At 48.7% G+C, this 18,917-nt stretch carries 18 protein-coding genes and 1 pseudogene; all 19 read right to left on the reverse strand.

Translation table 11 applies throughout. The features are described 5' to 3' along the window. Positions 1-42: 42 nt before the first annotated feature. The 19 genes and pseudogenes from FXV78_RS18115 to FXV78_RS01710 all read right to left on the reverse strand — a co-directional run bounded on the left by FXV78_RS18115 (position 43) and on the right by FXV78_RS01710 (position 18,907). The gene (locus FXV78_RS18115) at positions 43-447 is read right to left on the reverse strand and encodes a hypothetical protein (protein ID WP_330404579.1); all 405 of its coding nucleotides are present in this window, start codon (positions 445-447) and stop codon (positions 43-45) included. Next, complete coding sequence (locus FXV78_RS18565) at positions 448-597, reverse strand: hypothetical protein (RefSeq protein ID WP_159308430.1); 150 nt, start codon at positions 595-597, stop codon at positions 448-450. It abuts the gene before it with no gap. 252 nt (positions 598-849) lie between these two features. Next, positions 850-2,835, reverse strand: a complete 1,986-nt coding sequence (locus FXV78_RS01630; protein ID WP_004840241.1) for an ABC transporter permease — start codon at positions 2,833-2,835, stop codon at positions 850-852. Continuing rightward, positions 2,828-3,082 (reverse strand): annotated as a pseudogene (locus FXV78_RS01635) (ABC transporter ATP-binding protein); the annotation flags it as partial. The pseudogene FXV78_RS01635 and the gene FXV78_RS01630, both read right to left, overlap by 8 nt. A gap of 155 nt (positions 3,083-3,237) precedes the next feature. After that, positions 3,238-4,878 (reverse strand): hypothetical protein, encoded by a 1,641-nt coding sequence (locus FXV78_RS17765; protein WP_004840239.1) that lies wholly within the window; start codon positions 4,876-4,878, stop codon positions 3,238-3,240. Positions 4,879-4,935: 57 nt separating this feature from the next. Further along, positions 4,936-5,190 (reverse strand): hypothetical protein, encoded by a 255-nt coding sequence (locus FXV78_RS01645; protein WP_039959152.1) that lies wholly within the window; start codon positions 5,188-5,190, stop codon positions 4,936-4,938. A 19-nt stretch (positions 5,191-5,209) separates the two neighbouring features. Then, the gene (locus FXV78_RS01650) at positions 5,210-5,557 is read right to left on the reverse strand and encodes a serine/threonine protein kinase (protein ID WP_207742171.1); all 348 of its coding nucleotides are present in this window, start codon (positions 5,555-5,557) and stop codon (positions 5,210-5,212) included. A 194-nt stretch (positions 5,558-5,751) separates the two neighbouring features. Next, positions 5,752-5,898, reverse strand: a complete 147-nt coding sequence (locus FXV78_RS01655) for an XkdX family protein (protein ID WP_004840235.1) — start codon at positions 5,896-5,898, stop codon at positions 5,752-5,754. After that, positions 5,891-6,289: an FtsB/FtsL family cell division protein gene (locus tag FXV78_RS01660; protein WP_039959148.1), complete on the reverse strand. Its 399-nt coding sequence runs from the start codon at positions 6,287-6,289 to the stop codon at positions 5,891-5,893. Before FXV78_RS01660 ends, FXV78_RS01655 begins: the two co-directional genes overlap by 8 nt. Further along, complete coding sequence (locus FXV78_RS01665; RefSeq protein WP_004840233.1) at positions 6,249-7,394, reverse strand: RNA-directed DNA polymerase; 1,146 nt, start codon at positions 7,392-7,394, stop codon at positions 6,249-6,251. The genes FXV78_RS01660 and FXV78_RS01665 overlap by 41 nt, the downstream gene beginning before the upstream one ends. Before the next feature lie 460 nt (positions 7,395-7,854). Further along, a complete protein-coding gene (locus FXV78_RS01670; RefSeq protein WP_004840232.1) occupies positions 7,855-9,732 on the reverse strand; it encodes a phage tail-collar fiber domain-containing protein in 1,878 nt (625 codons plus the stop codon). Between the two features lie 12 nt (positions 9,733-9,744). Further along, complete coding sequence (locus FXV78_RS01675) at positions 9,745-10,560, reverse strand: phage tail protein (protein WP_039959146.1); 816 nt, start codon at positions 10,558-10,560, stop codon at positions 9,745-9,747. After that, positions 10,553-11,695, reverse strand: a complete 1,143-nt coding sequence (locus FXV78_RS01680) for a baseplate assembly protein (protein ID WP_004840230.1) — start codon at positions 11,693-11,695, stop codon at positions 10,553-10,555. The genes FXV78_RS01675 and FXV78_RS01680 overlap by 8 nt, the downstream gene beginning before the upstream one ends. 1 nt (position 11,696) lies before the next feature. Continuing rightward, entirely contained in the window at positions 11,697-12,008 is a 312-nt protein-coding gene (locus tag FXV78_RS01685) for a hypothetical protein (protein ID WP_004840229.1), read from the reverse strand. Positions 12,009-12,021: 13 nt separating this feature from the next. Next, complete coding sequence (locus tag FXV78_RS01690; protein ID WP_004840228.1) at positions 12,022-12,417, reverse strand: phage tail protein; 396 nt, start codon at positions 12,415-12,417, stop codon at positions 12,022-12,024. A gap of 12 nt (positions 12,418-12,429) precedes the next feature. Next, positions 12,430-12,828 carry a hypothetical protein gene (locus FXV78_RS01695; RefSeq protein ID WP_004840227.1) on the reverse strand — a complete coding sequence of 133 codons (399 nt, stop codon included), beginning with the start codon at positions 12,826-12,828 and terminating at the stop codon, positions 12,430-12,432. Positions 12,829-12,845: 17 nt separating this feature from the next. Continuing rightward, complete coding sequence (locus FXV78_RS01700) at positions 12,846-14,138, reverse strand: phage late control D family protein (protein ID WP_004840226.1); 1,293 nt, start codon at positions 14,136-14,138, stop codon at positions 12,846-12,848. Then, positions 14,131-14,391: a tail protein X gene (locus FXV78_RS01705; RefSeq protein WP_004840225.1), complete on the reverse strand. Its 261-nt coding sequence runs from the start codon at positions 14,389-14,391 to the stop codon at positions 14,131-14,133. Before FXV78_RS01705 ends, FXV78_RS01700 begins: the two co-directional genes overlap by 8 nt. A gap of 16 nt (positions 14,392-14,407) precedes the next feature. After that, positions 14,408-18,907, reverse strand: a complete 4,500-nt coding sequence (locus FXV78_RS01710) for a phage tail tape measure protein (protein ID WP_004840224.1) — start codon at positions 18,905-18,907, stop codon at positions 14,408-14,410. Between the last annotated feature and the right edge of the window lie 10 nt (positions 18,908-18,917).

Below are 18,917 nucleotides of genomic sequence, written 5' to 3' on the forward strand. Positions count from 1 at the left end.
ATCACTCTCTGAATCCATACGAATGACAAGTCAGAAGTGTAATCATTTTCTCGCCCGAACAGATTTTTGTATCATCTCTGCAATGACCTCTTCCTCTTCTTCCAGCTCCTCTGCAATCTCAGAAATTGACTTTCCTTTTACCAGCTTCTTTTGAATCAGCCTTTCTAAAAGCTCCTGTTTTCCCTTTTTAATTCCTTCTTCTATCCCCTCTTCTCTGCCCTCTTCCCAGGACGCTTCCCGCTCCTGCCGCATATGCTTTTCCTCATCATATTCATAAATACTCACTTGTTTCGCCTCCGCTCTGTTTTGTTTCAAAAACTCTGAAAGAATCCCTTCCTGAATACACTCACTGATTGCCTGTTCCACTGCTTCTTCCACCGGCTTTACCTGGGCGTACTCCCGCACTCTTTCAGTATATTCCGAGTAATCCTTCAGAGATTTGCACATTTATATAAACTTCTCATTATGCCCGCGGTTAATGTTCAGCATCACCGCAGTCAGCTCCAATGCCGGATGTTCTTCTTTGACGCAATACGCATCAGACAATCTTAAAATTTTTCGATCCGGCTGTTCCTGACTTCCATTGTAAAAAATCACAAACTGCGGGGTCGGGATCTGAATCCTTTTCGTACCATACAGGTTTTCATCTTTCGCTCAAACCTCTCTGCTGTTTTAGATTGAAATCAAAGCATAGAGATCTTCCGATATGCTATAAGAATAAAAGATGCGGTATCGTTCCGCTTAGAAAACCAGAATTTTTATGCTTTTCTGCATTATAGCACGATTGACCAAAAAGAACAAGCTACTGTAAAATCCATACATAACGGATTTACAGCAACTTGTTCTTTTTTATTTTACGATCTTATAATATTCTCTTGACGTGATTGCAAAAACGATCACATAAAATACCGCAAATACTGCTGATACTCCAATTGTGCACATCATGGATAAATGTGTATCTGACAAATTAAACACAAGAAGGAGCTTTGTAATCGGTTTAAATGCCACTGTCACATGCAGGATCGCCATAAGAAGCGGAACAAAGAATACTGTCAAAATCTGGCTGTGAATCGATCCTTTGACTTCTTTCTTACTCATTCCTACTTTCTGCATAATCTGATACCGGTCTTTGTCATCATAGCCTTCAGAAATCTGTTTGTAATAAATGATCAGGACCGTCGCCATCAGGAACAAGAATCCTACAAAAATTCCAAGGAAGAAAAATCCGCCGTAAACGCCATAAAATTCCTGTGCATAAGCTTCTCTGTATTCTACATAGCATGACTGCACCTCGCCGCTTGTCTCCATCCGCGCTTTCATGGATTCCAGAGCTTCACTTTTTGCAGTGTCATTTCCCTTCATATCAAAATTCAACAGATACTGCATCGTGATCGGAATTTTGGTCGGACCATAGAGCTGTATCACATGCTCTACAGCTGCATCATCCGCCATTACCAGATAAATATTCTTTGTCACATCTGCCTCTTTCTTTTTCTGCAGATTGGATTCCTTCAAGTTTTCTTTTACATGATAATTCTCTTTACCTAACACGATTTCTCCGCTGTCAAACTCTTCATCCGGGAAATAGGTCAGCACTTCATCCGGAGCAAGTGAAATATCGGTTCCTTCCAGTGCATTATAATCTGCCAATGGAATCACATACAAGCCTCGCATCGCATCTGCATCATATCCACTTCCTGAATCCGTATCAAACTTGAGCTGATTGTCATATTTCATGGCGCTCAGCGGCACATACCGGTATTTTTGTTCATGAATAATCTCCAGCCCCCGGCTTTGCGTCTCTTCCTGCACGATCCGCTCCATCGCTTGTATATTTTCCGGAGTTGTTTCATCAGATGTTGCGGAAAATTCAGTCTTAAAACGTGTATTCATTATATTTTCCTGCCCGATATACAAGGATGCTGTCGCAGAAATCAATACCAGTACAATGGTACTCATAATACAGATATTTGCCAGTCCTACTGCATTTTGTTTCATTCGATAGATCAGACCTGACACTGAAACAAAATGTTTTGTCTTATAATAATAGGCTTTATTTTTCTTCAATAATTTTAACAGCGCTACACTTCCCGCTGTAAACAGAGCGTAGGTTCCGAAAATAACCAGAATTACTGCAATAAAAAATTTTGTGATCGCACTAAGCGGTGACTCTGTCGTCTGTGCAATATAATATCCGCTTCCCAACAAAAGAATTCCGATCACTGCGATCAGCCAGTTTGCTTTTGGTTCTTTTTCTCCTTTTTTCCCTCCCTGCAGAAGTTCCACCGGATTGACTCTCTGCACCTGGAAAATGTTCCAGATCAGAATCACAAGAAAGATAGCTCCAAATAGACCGGCACAGATCAAAATAGCCTCCGGTTCCACAGAAAACTGAAATGCAACATCAAACCGGATCAATTTCAGGAGTACCAGAAAGATGAGGCGTCCGAATACGATTCCTGCCAGGATTCCTCCAAGGATACCTGCGCCCGCAGTATAGATGCTCTCCCAGACCATCATCTTTGTCAGGTTCGTCTTATCCATTCCAAGCACCTGATACAATCCCATCTCTTTTTTTCTCTGACGAACCAGAAAACTGTTCGTATAAAAGAGAAAGATTGCCGAAAAACCACCTGTGATCGTAACTGCAAAATTCAGGATCAGACGCAGCTGGGATGCACCGGGCATGGTATCCAGCGCCGAATTGGTGGAGACTAACAAGAGATCATAAAACATCATGACAGTCAAAATGCAGGTCAGAAGATACGGAAAATACGTCTTTCCGTTTTTCTTAATGTTGGTCGAAGCCAGCTTTGGATACAATACATTACGCATTGTCCTCACCTCCCGTTGTCAGCGCAGTCAGTGTTGCGGATATTTTTTCATACAATTCTTCATTGCTCATATTGCCGCGGTACAACTGATGGAACACTTCTCCGTCCTTGATGAACAGAACTCTGTTTGCCGTACTCGCTGCCTTCACACTGTGCGTCACCATCAGGATGGTCTGTCCCTGCTGATTGATCTCCTTAAACAAGCGAAGCAGTTCATCTGCAGCCCGCGAATCCAACGCTCCTGTCGGTACTGCGTAGTTAGTAAAAACGATTCTTTTGTGCAGTTTTGCTTTTCTCTGGCTCCGATCGGGGCGCGATCTGGACTTTGCAAAAGGCAAATTGCACAAAAAAGAGGGCCGAACAGGGAACTGCTCCCTGCTCGGTCCTCTTTTACTTTCTCATCTTATTTCTTCAGATAACTCTTTGAACTGAATCCGATGTACTCAACACCGTCGATAGTGACTGTGATGTATAACCACTTCACTCCGTTGTATGTGGTGTAATAACCATAGTTATGCACTTCAGTTCCTGCCGGAATGACGCACAATGCTTTCTTGTTGCTTCCTGCATCGTTTCTGCAATACAGCGCATCGGTTGTCTTGTAAGTTCCTGCAAGGCTTCTGTCATAACTCTTTGCATAGCAAGTTGACTTCACGGTCTTTGTGATCGGCTGGTCTTTTGGCTGTGGTTTGGTTGTAGTTGCTGCGGAGCCGTTCAGAATCTTGTTGACCTCTGCCTGAATGACTTCCGGGTCATATCCTGCCGCCTTCAGAGCAGTTGATCTTTCAGGGTCATTTCCCCACTGACCTGCAATGACCTCGTGAGCTACTGTTGAAGTGCTCTTGCCCGGTGTCTGAACCGGATGACTCTGCGCTGCATCGGAATCATACTTCGGAGTGATGAATCCTCTGATATATCTTCCGTTGATGGAGATTGTTCTCTTCTTGACTGCATTTCCATAATTGCCTTCAGTTACAACAAAGTAACCGGATGCCTGATTGACATAGGTTACTGTTCCAACATGGTCAGGAGTTCCGGTGTTGTCTCCGACTCCATTGTCCTGCCAGTCATACAGAACTGCCTCTCCCAGCTTCGGAACGTGTGCGTCGTTCTCTTCCCACACTCCCATCGCTTTCGCTCTCTCGATCAGATAATAGCAACTAATCTCAATCGGCATGATCGGAGTATATTTGAGGGCAACTGCCAGTGCGGACCATGTACACGCACACCACGCCCATCCATATTCCATTTTTGTGTTTCTCGGAAGTGCTCCGGTGAAGCTGTTGTAAATATCAATAATACTCTTGTATGAGCCATCTGCTTCTTTCTTGCCGACCCAACTTTCAACCAGATCGACAACTGCCTGTCTTGAATACATTTTCTTTTCTTCCTTTCCTGAATCTGCCTTTCCGTCTGTGACATACTGCTTTATCCAGCGGACGCAACACTCGTGCCTGCTCTGGAACTTCTTGTCCCCGACCTGATTGTTGTTGCTTGTGTCCTGCTGATCGAGCAGGAGGGATGTGAAGATCGTGTCCGGTGTGTATGGCTTCGATGCTCTGCCGAAGATTCTCTTCACTGGTCGTAGTCCTCCGAGATGTTCGATCTCGCACCACATCATCTGCGCTTTGATGTCGGTCACTCCATACGCTTCTGCGCTCTTGATGTATGTGTTCATCAGTTCAGAGAAGAGTTCGTCCTGACACTTCTTTCCGGCATCCGTTGTGATGATCGCGACCAGAGCCTTCTTCTCCGCTGCGGATGGATTCCATCCGGTTGCCTCCCAGTCAACGGACAGCTTCTTCTCGATTCCTGCCGTGTCTGCCTTTCTGAACGCTGCGGCATCTGCGGCCAGAATCATTTTGCAGAGTCTTCTTCCTTCGTTGCCATAGTTCTGCGCCCATCCGAGAGTGCAGGTCTTCTCGTTTGAAGAGTTCGCTGCCTTGCCTGCATATGCTGCGTAGTTCTGCCCGCCGTAAATCTGACCACCTGATTCCACTCCGCCGATGATCTTTGCCAGTATTTCAAGATGTTCTTTTTTCATATCCTGATACCTCCACAAAAAGAGGCGGATTGCTCCGCCTCCTGTTCCTTGCTGTTCTTACTGCTCATCTTCGCCTTTGATGGCATCCGCTTCCAGAAGCTGTCCTTCTTCGATTCCGACGTTTGCCGCATCGGTCAGACCTTCTCCGATGATGTACGCGATCACGGATGCGCCTGCCATGATGATGGCAGTCACCTGCGTTGCAGTGTTCTCTGCTCCGCCTGTTGCTACGATCATCATAGAGACGAAGGACGCAACTGCTGTCCATAATTTTCTACTTGTCAGTTTCTTCATCCAGTTAATGTTTTTCATGTTTTTTTCCTCCTTGAAATTATACAACTGCTTTGATTGCCTGTTCATTCAGGAAATCTTTCTGTTCATGTTTTACTTTCTGCGCGTATTCGAGAGCTGCGTGCATATCTCCGTTGCAATGAGCATCGGGAATCCTCTGGACGGCTCTGGCCGTTGCCTCTCCCAGTGCCAGAGAAGCGTTGATGCAGTTAATGATGCAGAGTTCGCTCTGCTCTCTGGCTCGCTCTCTTTCGTCAACCTTTGCCTGTCTTGCCTCTCTTTCTTTGCGTTCCTTCTCTGCTCGCTTCTGAATATTCTGCTCGATCAGCCAGAAACAAAAGCCTGTTATTGCTGAAGGAATGCTCGCCGCAATGACGATCGCTGTCATGTCCACCTTTCTCACCTCCTTGTTTTGGTTACTGTACATTCATGTACTGGCAATTCTTGCACGGCTCCTGTCCGGCCGGGATGTGGTAGTCCTGACATTCACCGCATGAGCCAAAAACAGGACACTCCGGTCCCCGGCACTCTTCAAGAGTTCTCCGGCAATGACCGTCATGTCCTGCGTGACTGCACTGGAAATTATTCTTTCGGTGCGTCCTGTTCTTTCTTTGCCTCAATGATCTCCGCCTTCTGGTCTTCGGTAATCCATCCCCTTGTCACCGCATTTTCCAGACCTGTGTCATTCAACCTTCCTGCAAGGTACAGTTTTTTCAGACGATTATACATTCTCTTCACCTCCCAAACTTGCAACGATGAGGTCATCCACAATGCCGCTCAATTCTTCGTTGCTGGCTTTCAGTGCTGCATTCTCATCCTGAAGTGATGCCACCTGTTCCTGAAGAATCTCCATCTCGGTCTTCTCTTCGCCTTCCTGCTCTGCCTTGATTGCTTTTTGCAACCATGCTTCACGGTTCTTCTCGATGGACTCTTCCAGATTCTCTCTGTATTGTGTTTCCAGAGTGTATCTGTCATAGGTGTACACCTGATCTCCCTCTTCTTTCTCGATCGGGCCTTCGATGTTCTCATAGAAAATGACTGTGCAGGTTCTGCCGACCATTTTCGGCAGTGCCTCAATCTCATGCTGCACAAGCGGCTTGATGTTGCTTTCTGTTCTCATTGCTCACTACTCCTTTCAGCAGTTTCAAATTGATAAACGGCTTCACACGTTCCTTCCAGAAGTTCCATGAATCCGAATTGTAAATGAATCCCATGTATGAGATCATACCGGATGCGTTCGTCGGTGAAATGTATGAGATTTTTGAAATCTTCTTCGCCTTATGACTTATCCTGAACATGATGGACTTTCGCAGTGTTGTCCACGCTCCTGCATGGAATTTATACCCTAAGAAGTCCAACGGTCTGTCCTTCAGTGGAAAGACCTGCCAGTTTGCTTTCACCTGCATCTTGACCTTTCTCAACTCATCCGCAATCATTCGGAGTGCTTTGTGTAATCTCCGTTTATTTGAATCAAATAGGACTATATCGTCCACATATCTTGTATGGTGCTTCGCACCTGTTTTCTCTGCGATCATGTGATCTATGTCCTGAAAGAAGAAATTGCAGAACCACGGCGATGTGTAGAGTCCGACCGGAATCCCTACTGCGTCAACTTCTGGAAGCATCCTCGTGTGATCTGCCATAGGTTGCTGATAACTGGCAATCAGTTTGAAAGCAAGGTTCAGGAGCTTCCTGTCCTTGATCTTCTTTTCCAGTTTCTGCCGCAGTGCTTCATGGTTCATTGTCGGATAACAGTGGTGGACATCCAGCTTCAGGACTTTACTTGTCCCGATCGGGTCACTCTTTATCCAGTGTTTAATCATCTTTCGTGCTCCGTCCGTACCTTTACCCGGTACGCATCCGCAGGAGAACTTGTCGGCTCCGTGTTCAACAATCTCTCTGAAGACCTGAACGAACGCATGATGGATGCACTGATCTGGATAGAACCTCGGCACGGCGATGACTCTCTTTTTCTTCTTGATGCCGTCATAGATTTCTCTGATCGTGTATTTTGCCGGAACGAAGGTTTCATTCACGAGCATTTCCTGAATCTTTCTTGCATAACTGTCGATGTCATTCAGGATTCTCTGCACGGACGGCCGATGCGTTTTCCGCTTCGCTGCCCTTTTGATCGCACGTTTGATATTCTCAATATCCGTCACTCTCTCGAACAGATGCCCGATTCTCTTCGTCCATACGATGTTTTTAAGTTTCTGTAAGTGCATTTTGAAATGGTTTCTCCTATCTCTTTGTCAGCCTCATCGGTTTTCCAAGCAAGGTACTAGCCGATGCCATTCACGGCTTTCATTTTTGCCAAGGGGCAAGGACAGAATTTTCATCCTGTTCCGTACCGGAGTACGGAGTGTAAAGTCACGATACATTTATACCAAATATTGAGAAATGTATCTAAATTAACGAGATATTGACAAAGTGGGCGGCCGCCGATGTTCCAGTTCGAATTCCCAGAGCCGTTGTTGCAGTTCCGGTAGAAGGGGCCATCGTTGACACCGTTGTTCACGTTACCCCCGGAAATGACCAGCCGCTCGTGTCTTTACACCCTACAATTTTATTTATTTCCTGTTCTCATTTCAGGCGGCATCCTTCCAGCATGATTTTTCCACTTTACTTTTCCTTTGCTGGAAGGTTTCATGGGGGAGGGAATCCCCCATGTCCCCCTCGAAATGGTTATTTCCGACCAAGAGGGCGGCCGCCGATGTACCAGTACGAAGACCCAGAGCCGCTGTAGCAGTGCCGGCAGAAGGGGCCAACGTTGACACCGTTGTACACGCTACCCCCGGAAAAGACCAGCTCACCGCCTTCGGCGGCCCAGTAATAGTCAGGGAAATACGTTCCCGAAGAACCAGTCGCATCGACGCAGATTTCAATTTCCGGCCATTCAGGGTCATATCCGAACTTCTTCACATATCCGCCTGTCTGTGATGCCTCATAGCCTACTTTGAAGTAATCTCCCTCATATACCTTGTCTGCATAGCTGCTGCGCTTGTTGCAGTAGTAATGCTGAAACTTCTTGATATTGTCACCATCTCTGAACTGCCACATATTTCCGAACCAGTCCTCAATGTACAGAAATCTGACGGCCGTTCTTCCGTCAACACCTTCGACACGACCGTTTGCGGACTGCATCTCGATTGTTGCTCCTGTCTTCTGTACGCAGGACCATATATGATGATCTGTCGTGATGTTTACCGGGTCCCCATCAAAGAAGATGTTTGATGCGCTCTCAATCTCTGCGGAGTCTGTGATCTGTGTCACCGTTCTCTCTGCAAATACGCTCTGGCTTCCTGCTGATGTTCCGATTCCGATTCCCTGACCGACAGTGAATCGTTCCGCCCAACTCTTTGCGATGGTGATGTAATTTGTGTTGTTTTTCGCCTGAAGTGCCACATTTGCTGCGTTATCATATGGCATCTCGGAACGACCTCTTCCGAGGATTGTCTGTGCATTTGTTCCTGCGAACATTACAATGAACAGTGTATCGAGCAGGTGCATCGTCCATACATCATCCAGACACCACTTGTCACCCTTTGCAGTGCATAAGGTTCTGAACTGTGCTCTTGTCTTGTTGTGCAGTGGGAACACTCCTGCTTTTGATTCCAGTTTTGTTCCTTCTGTGTTGAGTGAGCCGTTGAAGATTGGAATGTAAATCTTCTCGCTCTGACGATCTCCGTCAGTAAACGCATGGTCAAGATGACATCTTCCGACAGGTCCTGCTGCCACCCATCTGTATTCCCACTCTACTCCGTCTGAATCTGTCTCGAAGTATCTTGCTGTGTATACCTGCGGCACTTCGAGCATGACATCTCCGTTGCTTCCGTCCCACTGGAAGTCTGCATCACCGAGATATGCGTTCACGCTCATATCCTCTGCCACATTACAAGGTTTCACGGAGTTGTACGGATATACGCTCGCCATGAAGTCGTTCTGTACAGTTCCGTTTCCGACCGCCGCCTTCGCAACCAGTCCGATCGCTGCTCCGACTCTTTCCCATGTTGTCGAAGATGCTCCGACCTTTCTTCTTGCTCCATAGCCGCGCAGGGCATCGCTCTCCACTGCGGTCACTCTTGCTTCCAGTGCTTCGAGATCGCTCTGAAGGGCAAGTGCTCCGGCAGACTTGATGGTCACGGTTGATGCGTTCGCAACTTCAAGATAATAACTCATGTTGATAACACTCGGAACCACTCCGTTGTATGCAGGCATATAGTCGGATGTGCTTGCTGTTGCGATGGAGTACAGAATTTCGCCCTTGTCCGGGTCAGATGCAAACACACCAAACTCTGTGATGTCATATCCTGCTGTCAGTGTGCTGTTCTCCATTGTGATCTTCAGCACCAGTGCTGAATCTGTATTGATAACTTTGTTTGAGATCGGGAATGTCTGCTTCACGGTCTTCAGCGCAGTTCTCTGTGAGATGTCCTCGCTCGAAGTATATGAGCCACTTCCCGACTGTGCCTTTGTGATCTGAATGGCACATTTTCCTGCCTGCGCTTTTGCGAGCAGTGCTTTTCCATCCTTCGTCAGTTTTCCGGGATTCCAAATAAGCATTTATAATTCCTCCTATCGTACTGTTGTACTTGTTTCTTTTACTTCACCATACAGCGCAATGTTCACGCTGCTCTCTTTTGCTTCACTGGCTGTTGTCAGATGATTCAGGACTGTCGTTGTGTTCTCCACATTGGTCACTCCTGCTGCACTCTGGCCTGCTGCCGTTTCAGTCTGTACCTGAATATCATTTCTGACGGTTGTCTCTCCGACCGTCTCTCTGATATATCCGGCCGCATACACTCCGTTCGGAACATCGTAGTCTCCGAGCAGTACGTTCGGAACGATGGAGTCCTGCGTTGAGAACATCCATGTGCAGGCATTCATGCCGGATGGAATATTTCTCTCGACGATGACTCTTCGCACATGAGATCGCACGTTCTTGACCTTCTGCACGAGTCCTGTCAGTTCCTCCATGATGTCTGATGTCATCAATGCTGATGTTACGATGTCGAATGTTCCCGGTGTGTATGGAGGTTCGTCGAAGTCGAACCACTCCACGACCTTTCCACCTCCGAGAACGACATCGACCATCTCTGATACTGCTGCCGGGGTTCCTGCCTTCGTGTACCAGTTCAGAGTGTTCTTGATAATCGCTTTCTTCTGCTCGATCGGCAACATCTGCGAATAGTACATTGCCCTCTGCTCCACTGCAAAATAATCCAGTGTTTTCTCATCCAGCTTGTCGATGTCAGAGAAGCACTTTGTCTTCTCTGCCTTCTCGATCACCATTGCAACTGCCTTTTGAAGTGCGTAACTGATTGCCTGCATCTCTGGTGATTTCTCATCTTTCCACATTTCGGCAATTCCGCCCTCTGACAGTTTAATCATCCTCAATTCCTCCATAGGCCACTTTCTTCGTTGTGACCTTCGCCACGGCTGTCTTCTCAATCTTCCTGAAGACTGGTGCGTTGATCTCCACTCTCTTCGCTCCTGCATCTTCGAGCATACAGATCAGCTTCGACGGATTGATGTCGCGTCCGATCTTTGACCGCTGCCATACGATGTAATTCTCGACGGCAGCATTGACCGCACTCTGAATTGTGTTCGCCTGCGCTGAATCACTCTTGTTGATGTAGTATTTCAGGTCAAGCGCATATTCTACTGTGTCCGGTGCTTTTACGATCACTTTGTCCGTCAGCGGACGGATGTTCTCATTGTACAGATAATCCTGCAATGACCGGATGATGCTCTCGTTCGGGAGTTCTCCATCGTTCATGATGAACTCGATCAGAACCTCCGTCGGATTCTCGCTGTCGATGTATACGTCCGTGATGGATGAGTTGAAAGTCTTCACCCAGTATCTGTATGACTCTTCCGGTCCTGCAACTGAATACTTGCTCGGCGCGATGTAGATTCGCTCTGCAAGGCTGTCATCTGATTCGATGTCAGTTCCTCCTGTTGATTCTTCCACGCTCTCTGCGCTCTGGATGTATGCGATCGGGTCCACAAGCACGTTGATGTCTCCTGCCATCAGTCCATTTCCTGACGTTCCTGCCGTCTGGCAGGTGCAGATCAGTTCGATGCTTTCTTCCCCTGTTGCGATTTCTGCATATTCATTTGTCTCGAAGTACAGTTCGCCATTCGTGACTCTTGTTCCGGCCGGAATTGCGACCGGATGCGGACGCAGGCCAGACAGTGTGAACTTGACTTTCACGACTGCTGCCTTTGCAGGTTCTCGCTTGATTCCTTTCAGTGCGGCCAGATTGTCCATAAACTCGCCGTAACTGTATTTCAGCAGGTCCTGCTTCCCTGCACGATCGACATAGAGCAGTGCCTGATATATCTGAATTGAGCAGGCATACAGAACCAGCGCAGGAGGGTCTGCCCTTCCCAGTGTTGTCGGTGTTCCGGTCAGTGTCTCATATCTCTCCTGATAGTCCGACACCATTTGCCTCTGCACATCGTCCAGTGTGATGTAGTCAATGAAGCTCACCTCTGGCAGATTTTCGATTTCGTCAATCACTTCAGTTCCTCCTCTCTATGTATATTGTCGGTTCAATAGAGCCGTCTCCATTGACCTTGCCTTCCACATTTGCCACTGTAACCTCTGGAATATACTCTTCGAGTTTTTCTTCCAGTTCGATTGCCAGAAGGTTCAGTGCCTCCTGCGGAGGTCTTGAAATGAACTCTCTTTCAAGTCCGAATCCCCTGCTTCCGGGGATTGTTCCAACCATCGACAGGATGAGTGCTTTGATCTGGCTGTCAATGCGCTCTATTCCCTGCGTATCACCTGATACAGACATGATATTGATGGATTTTATGAGTCGTTTTGCCATCTGCTCGCCCTCCTTAATACTCGGAGAATGTCAGCGAGACTTTCGCCTTCACCAGTTGTCCGCTGTTCCATATCTCGTCCCATGTCTCTGATATGGATTCCAGCTTCATCTTCCCGGTTCCGACCTTCTTTCCGCCGATGTACAGATAGTCCACTGTTCCGCTCTCGCAGGCTTTTTCCAGTTTTTCCAGTGTGGCTCTCGGCCGCACACCTCTTTCTGCTGCGAGCACTGCTTCCAGTGTCACGCTTGATGAATCAGGACCTGCAAATTCGCTTTTCGGCTTTCCGTTCACGATGTTGTGTGTGTGCCATCTGGCCGACACTGTTCTCTTAAAATTGTTGAATGTCAGGGTCTTATTGCTGCTCACCTCGAAGGCGATCGTCTTTCCCCAGTTTCCAATCTTTCCCATGTGGCTCCCTCCTTACAGTCTCGCTTCTAAGTTTGAGAGCCGTTGCAGGATGCTTCCGAGCGTTGTTGCTCCGCTTCCATCCTTCAGCGTCATGTTTCCGCCTTTGTACTGGATGTATGCCTCCCCTTTTTTCTCTCCGAGTTCCTTGCGGAAAACTCCTTTTCCACTCACGCTCGGTTTGTTGGCTTCGTTCCAGTATCTTCCCATCACCACTCCGGCCGCGCACCCATTTGACAGGTGCAATACAAGCACCTCTGCTCCGACAGGAGGCATCTTGTACTCGTCCCCCATTGAAAAAACCGGGAGATCGTCCGTCACGGAATCGTCAAGATCAGGATAGGTCACACTTATCATTCCGCTTCCGTAGTCGATGGATGATACTCTTCCGATTCTGATGTTTTTCTCTGCCATGCTTTCTCCTCCCTTCTTTAGTCGAATGTGCCTGAATCAACCCATCCATAAACATTGCTTTTGCTGTCTGTATGAATAAGGTGATACGGATGTGCCTTTCCATTTCCGGCGCAGTTCGGGCCGAGTGTGATCTTCGCCTTTCCTGCTCTGGCACTGTACCCTTTACTTCCGGGCCATGATGAAATATAGTGTGTTCCTCCGTGGAAGTTCACAATGTCCCCGACTTTGTATGACTTTTTCGTGGTTGTCGGCTTCTTCTTTGTCGGAGTCTGTTTCTTCGGTGTGTATGACAGCCTCGTCTGGCACTTGTGCATCTCAACGTTCTGCTTCGTGTTTCCATCCGACACCTCTGTCGTTGACTTATCTACGAAGTATTTTCCGTTTGCTTTTCCCATGCCAGAGATCGTCACGCACACTCCGGCGCATATCTTCGGATTCGGCCAGATTTCTCCTGATAGTGTGGTTGCCTGCTCGTTTGACTGATTCACCGCTGCGGCCGCCTTGTAATATGCGTCGGCTGCGTCGGATGCCGTCTCATTGATCTTCAGGACCCTGCTACCAGATGCCTTCTCTGCCTTCAGTCCGAGAAACACGCTGATCTCTTTGCTGTTTTTTCCTGACTTGTAGGATATTCTCGCCCCTGTATATGTTCCTTCCAGTGCGTCCTCATAGTCCCAGTTGTCATCCACGAATGACTCTCTTTTCAGTGTTGCCACTGATTTTTTCTTCTCCTGTGCCGTCTGATCGTATATGACTATCTTTGAGTTGAACACTTTCATTGACAGTCCATAGCTTTTGCAGACTTCGTACAGAAAAGCCGAATCCGATTTCTCTGACTGCTCAATCGCGCTGATCGTGATTGACGGTCCAGAGTACGAAAGATTCAGCTTGTACCTTTTAGCAATTTCTGTCGCGATCTTCTTGACCGTGACCTTCTTCCATGTCTTCGTCCGCTCCCTGCTCTTGAATGATTCGCTTGCCGGAATCGCCAGTGCTCCGAAGGTTGCCTTCAGCGGTCCTCCGCTGAACTTGATGCTGTCCAGCACGAATTTTCCGCAGTCGAGTTTCAGATGCTTTCCTTCTGCGTTCCAGTTCTGGAACGTGATGTTTCCGCTGATCTTGTCTCCTTTTTTCGGATACCATGCGCCCATCCACTTCATCCCGATGTTATGCAGTGAGATGTCGATGGAATCGCTGTCTCCTGATGCTACGTCCGTATATGAGACGCTTTCCAGAAACTCCTTCAGCTTCGTTGTGACATTTTTTCCATTGAAGGACAAGGACGGAACCGCTTTTCTCGGATTACTCATCTTCTTCCATGTCCTCCGTGTCTGAATAATATTCTTCGTTCTCGTCATTATCTGACCGCCAGAACGGAGCGTCCTCGTCCACCTCTTCCGGCAGATCAGGCACGGTCAGAACCGTACCTGAAGGGAAGATGAGGACATCCAGAAGCGGCCAGTTCGCTTCAATCAGGTCCTTCATGTACTTTTCTTCACCGTACAATTTGTAGGCGATCAGGTCCCATGTATCTCCCTGAATCGTTGTGTATGTGCTCGCCACCGCGATGCCCTCCTTTCTATGCGAACGATGTTCTCTTGTGTTTCTTCATCCACTCTTTCATCAGCTTCTCGAACTCCGCCTGACTCATCCGGTTCGCTTCCACGATGTCCTCCTTGCTCGGTGCTTCGCCCTCGAAGTGGTATGTCGGACTGAACACGAATGTCATCGGCTGTTCATCCTGCTTGTTCTTGCCCTGCTGTCTGTCTCCTGTCAGCGTTCCGATCGTCTCTCCGATGACGGAACTCCTGCTCTGCACCGTTGCTGGTGCTTCAATTTTTCTGACTTCATTGCTGCTTTCAAGAACTGGCTGCGTCATCGACTGTGATGCTGCTTTCTGCACGATTCCGGCCGTGGCTGTCATACCTCTTGCAAGGCCCTCGCCTACGAACTGACCGGACTCAATCATCACTCGCGATGGTGAGTGAATTTTCAGTGCTGAATTGACTGCTGCCGCTGCCGCTGCTGCGATGCTCGATGCTGCGGCCATGACTGCTCCTCGCATGGCATTGATACCAGAGACGAGTCCGCTCATCATGTTGATACCTGCCGAATACAGGCTCACACTTGCGAATGCTGCCCTGATGCCGTTTGCTGCGCTTCTGGCTGCTGCAACTGCCTGATTGCATCCGCTCTGTACTGCTGCCACAAGCTGACTCATTCCTGACCGCACCACCGAAACGATGCTGCTCATTCCGCTCGTCGTGACTGATCTGGCCGTATTGACCGTCGTTGTCGTGATTGTACGAATCTGGTTCAGGGTGATCGTTGTGATTGACTGCATCTGTGTCATTCCTGATCGCACTGCTGTCTGCATCATCATCATTTGAGCCTGCGTTGTTATAGCTGACTGCATCATGTTCGTTCTGACCGTCAGTGACAGTTGTGTCATTCCGGTCTGCATCGCCGTACTTGCTGCCGTTGAGCCTGTCTGAATTGCTGTTCTAAGTGACAGCATCGCCACGGTCACGGTCATCGTTGCCTGCGCCATTCCTGACTGAATAGATACCGTCAGGGACAGCATTGCCGCAGACATGGCTGTACTCCATCCTTGTGTGCTCGTCGCGATTCCGGTCTGAATAGATGTCATTGTTGAATCTATGTTCACGGAAATTTCTGACAGGGCAGTCTGGATGGACGAACCCATCTGCGTCATTTTTTCGGCCGTTCCGGTTGTGAACGACTCCATGATTGACTGCACATTTGTCTGCATTGTGGTCAGCGAAGTCTCGACCAGAGTTGAGGTCTGCGTCAGAGATGTTGACATATTCGTGCCGATTTCTGACCACGCAGTTGTCGTGCTGTTCGACACATCCGACCAGCATTGATTCAATGCTTCTGTGACCGTCTGTGTCAGTTCTGAAATTGTCTGTGTGATAGTCGCAGCACCATTGCTGATTCCGTCTGCCATCGCGTTGATTGTGTCAACGCTGGCATTCGCTGCCGATGCTGTTGCTCCTGACATTCCAGAATCAATTCCTGATGTGATTCCGTTCGTGATCGCGGCTCCTGATGCTGTTGCTGATGCTGTTACACCCGGAAGGTTTCCGTCGATCGTACTGCTCAATGTGCTTGTTGCTGTCTGGCTTAATGCAGAAATCTGTTCCTGCAATCCTGCCGAGCCAGTGGCCACACCTGTTGACATTCCGTTCGTCAGGCTCGTTCCTGCTGCCAGTCCTCCGGCATCCAGTGCGACCTGCTGCGACTGCAACCCGGTCAGAAGGCTGTTCATCGTCTCTGTTCCGGTTCCCTGCGCCGTTGTATTCAGCGTTCCCTGCATACTAACGAGGGAGTTATTCAGAGATGTCATCGCATCCGTTCCTGACTGCCCTGCGGCCGTCTGTACGAGGTACGATGATGCGTCAATTCCTCCTGCCAGTGACGCATTCATGTTCGTTCCGTACTGCGTCAACAGTGATGTATCTATCTGATAGCCGTTCTGTGCTGCGAGTGATGCGTTCTGTGCCGATGCTGTGATGCTCGGTGTGCTTGCATCAATTCCTGCCGCCACACTTTCTCCGGCTGCTGTTCCTGCCTCTTCTCCGTCTCCGGTAAACCATCCGACGAAATCACTCCACAAACCTTTCACGGAGTCCACGAGGCCACCGAAGGCATTTATGATGCCCTCTCCGATTCCTTTTATGAGATCGGCTCCGACCTGAATCCAGTCGGTTGAAAAAATTGCTTCTATGATTGCCGCCGGAATCTGTACGCAAGCCTGACCGATTGTCGGGATTGCCTGAATGAGTCCAGACACGAGCGCAACGATCAACTGGATTCCAGATGACACGATTGTTCCTGCATTTGATGCGATCGCCTGCACGAATGCGATGATTCCCTGAATCGCGGCCTGCAAAATTAAAGGAATCGACTGAACGATTCCCTGCACCAGAGTCTGAATCATGGAAAGTCCGGCCGTGATGATACTCGGCAGTGCCTGTGCAATACCTGACAGTAATCCGACCACTAGCTGAACCCCTGATGCGATGATCTGCGGCAGCATCTGAATCAATCCTGACAGCAATGTCTGAACCATCGAAACGGCTGCCGTCAAAATTGATGGTAAATTCTGTACAATTCCCTGAATCAGACCGAGCACCAGTTGGATTCCGCCCTGCACGATCATCGGCAGTGCCGAAACGAGGCCCTGAAGGAATGTCATCACCACCTGCGTTGCCTGCGAGAGCAACTGCGGCAGAGACGAGAGGATTCCGTTCACCAGATTCAGGATGATCTGGACTCCATCCGTAAAGATGTACTGAAGACCAGATACAATTCCCATCGCAATGCCCTGCACGAGCGTCAATCCTGCTGATACAAGCTGCGGCAGCGATGAGAGCAGTGTGTTTGCTAACTGGAATATGAGATTGACTCCTGCGGTAATGATCTGCGGAGCCTGCTGCGCTATTCCGAGAGCAAGCTGAACGACCATCTGGATTCCCATATTGAGCAGTGTCGGGAGCATGACGGCCAGTCCGTTGATGAGTTGCGTTCCGATCTGCAATGCAGCACTCACAATCGTCGGGAACTGCGATAAAATTCCCTGTGACAAGTTCTGCGTTGCCGTGATTCCTGCCTGAATGATCTCCGGCATCTTGCCGACCATCCCTTGCAGGAACTGTGCCAGAAGCGTTGCTCCTGTTGTGTAAAATTCAGCGATGTACTGCACAATCGCCGTGATGATTGAAGTTGCCAGTGTAGCCGCTGCCGATGTCAGTGCCGGGGCATTGTCAACCAGTCCTCGAAGAAGAGAACTCATGAGCGTTGATGCCATCGTGACAAGCTGTGGTGCGTAGTTTGCTACCTCTGTCACGCAGTCGGCCAGAACATCTCCAAGTGTCTCCGCCATGCCCTGAAAACCGCCGTCTGCGAGCGCATCGGACAGTCTGTAAATCTGATCTGTTCCAAACTGTACGACTTCCCGGAGCGGTCCCTGAAGGTTTTTGTATATCTTGATACCAGTGTCTTCAAGTGCTGACTGGAAGATCGCCAGATCGCCGTTCAGGTTGTCCAGTTTCGTCTGTGCCATCGCTTCAAGCGCACCGTCGCAGTTTTCCAGTTCTTTCGTGAGGTTTTCCCACTCTGTCGAACCATCTTCCAGCGTCGTGTTCAGACCTGACATGAGGTCATTCAGAGCGTCAACGTGCTGCTTTCCACCTATTGCGGCCAGTGCTGCGTTTCGTTCTTCCTCCGTGCATCCGGCCAGTGCCGTGTTCAGTGTTTCAAGCGTTGCCTTTAATCCGATGAACTTTCCTTCCGAGTCGAAGGCAGATATTCCGAGAGACTTCATCATCTCTCCTGCCTGCCCGGTTCCGGTTGTCAGGTTTGCCATGATCGCGTTCAGTGCGTTTCCGGCTTCGCTTCCCTTAATACCTCTGTTCGCGAGTACACCGAGAGCAGTTGCTGACTCGGTTAGTGGCACGTTTAGGTTCGTCATAACACCTCCGACACCCAAATATGCCTCCATCAACTGTTCCGCAGTCTGGTTTGACTTGTTGTTCGCCTTCGCGCAAATATCCAGATACCCGGCCAGATTGTCCACGCTTACTCCGCAGGCCGACATACTGTCCGTTACGAGGTCAGACGTTCGTGCCAGATCGAGTCCGGTTGCCTCCGATAGTCGCAGAACACTCGGCAATGCCGAGATAGAATCATTTACTGACCATCCGGCGAGGGCCATGTATTCGAGTGCGGCAGAACTTTCCGTTGCCGTCTTCGATGTGGTCCTTCCACACTCCATTGCGGCCGCTTCCAGTTTCTTGTATTCCTCTTCCGTGGCTCCTGCCGTTGCTGCTGTCGAGGACATCTGTGCCTCGAACTCTCTTCCGACGTTTACGCTTGCCACTCCGACTGCTCCAATGGCTGCTCCTGCTGCCGTCAGAGACTTTGCTGCAAGCTGTACACTTTTAACTCCGAGTGAGCCTAACCCTTCCAGTCCTTTTTGTGCTCCCTGAAGTGCAGAGTTGAATGACTTTTCAAGCTGACCTGCAATCTTCACTGATACCTTATATTCACTCATGACTTACGCT

Source organism: Mediterraneibacter gnavus ATCC 29149 (genome assembly GCF_008121495.1).
Taxonomy (GTDB): domain Bacteria; phylum Bacillota; class Clostridia; order Lachnospirales; family Lachnospiraceae; genus Mediterraneibacter; species Mediterraneibacter gnavus.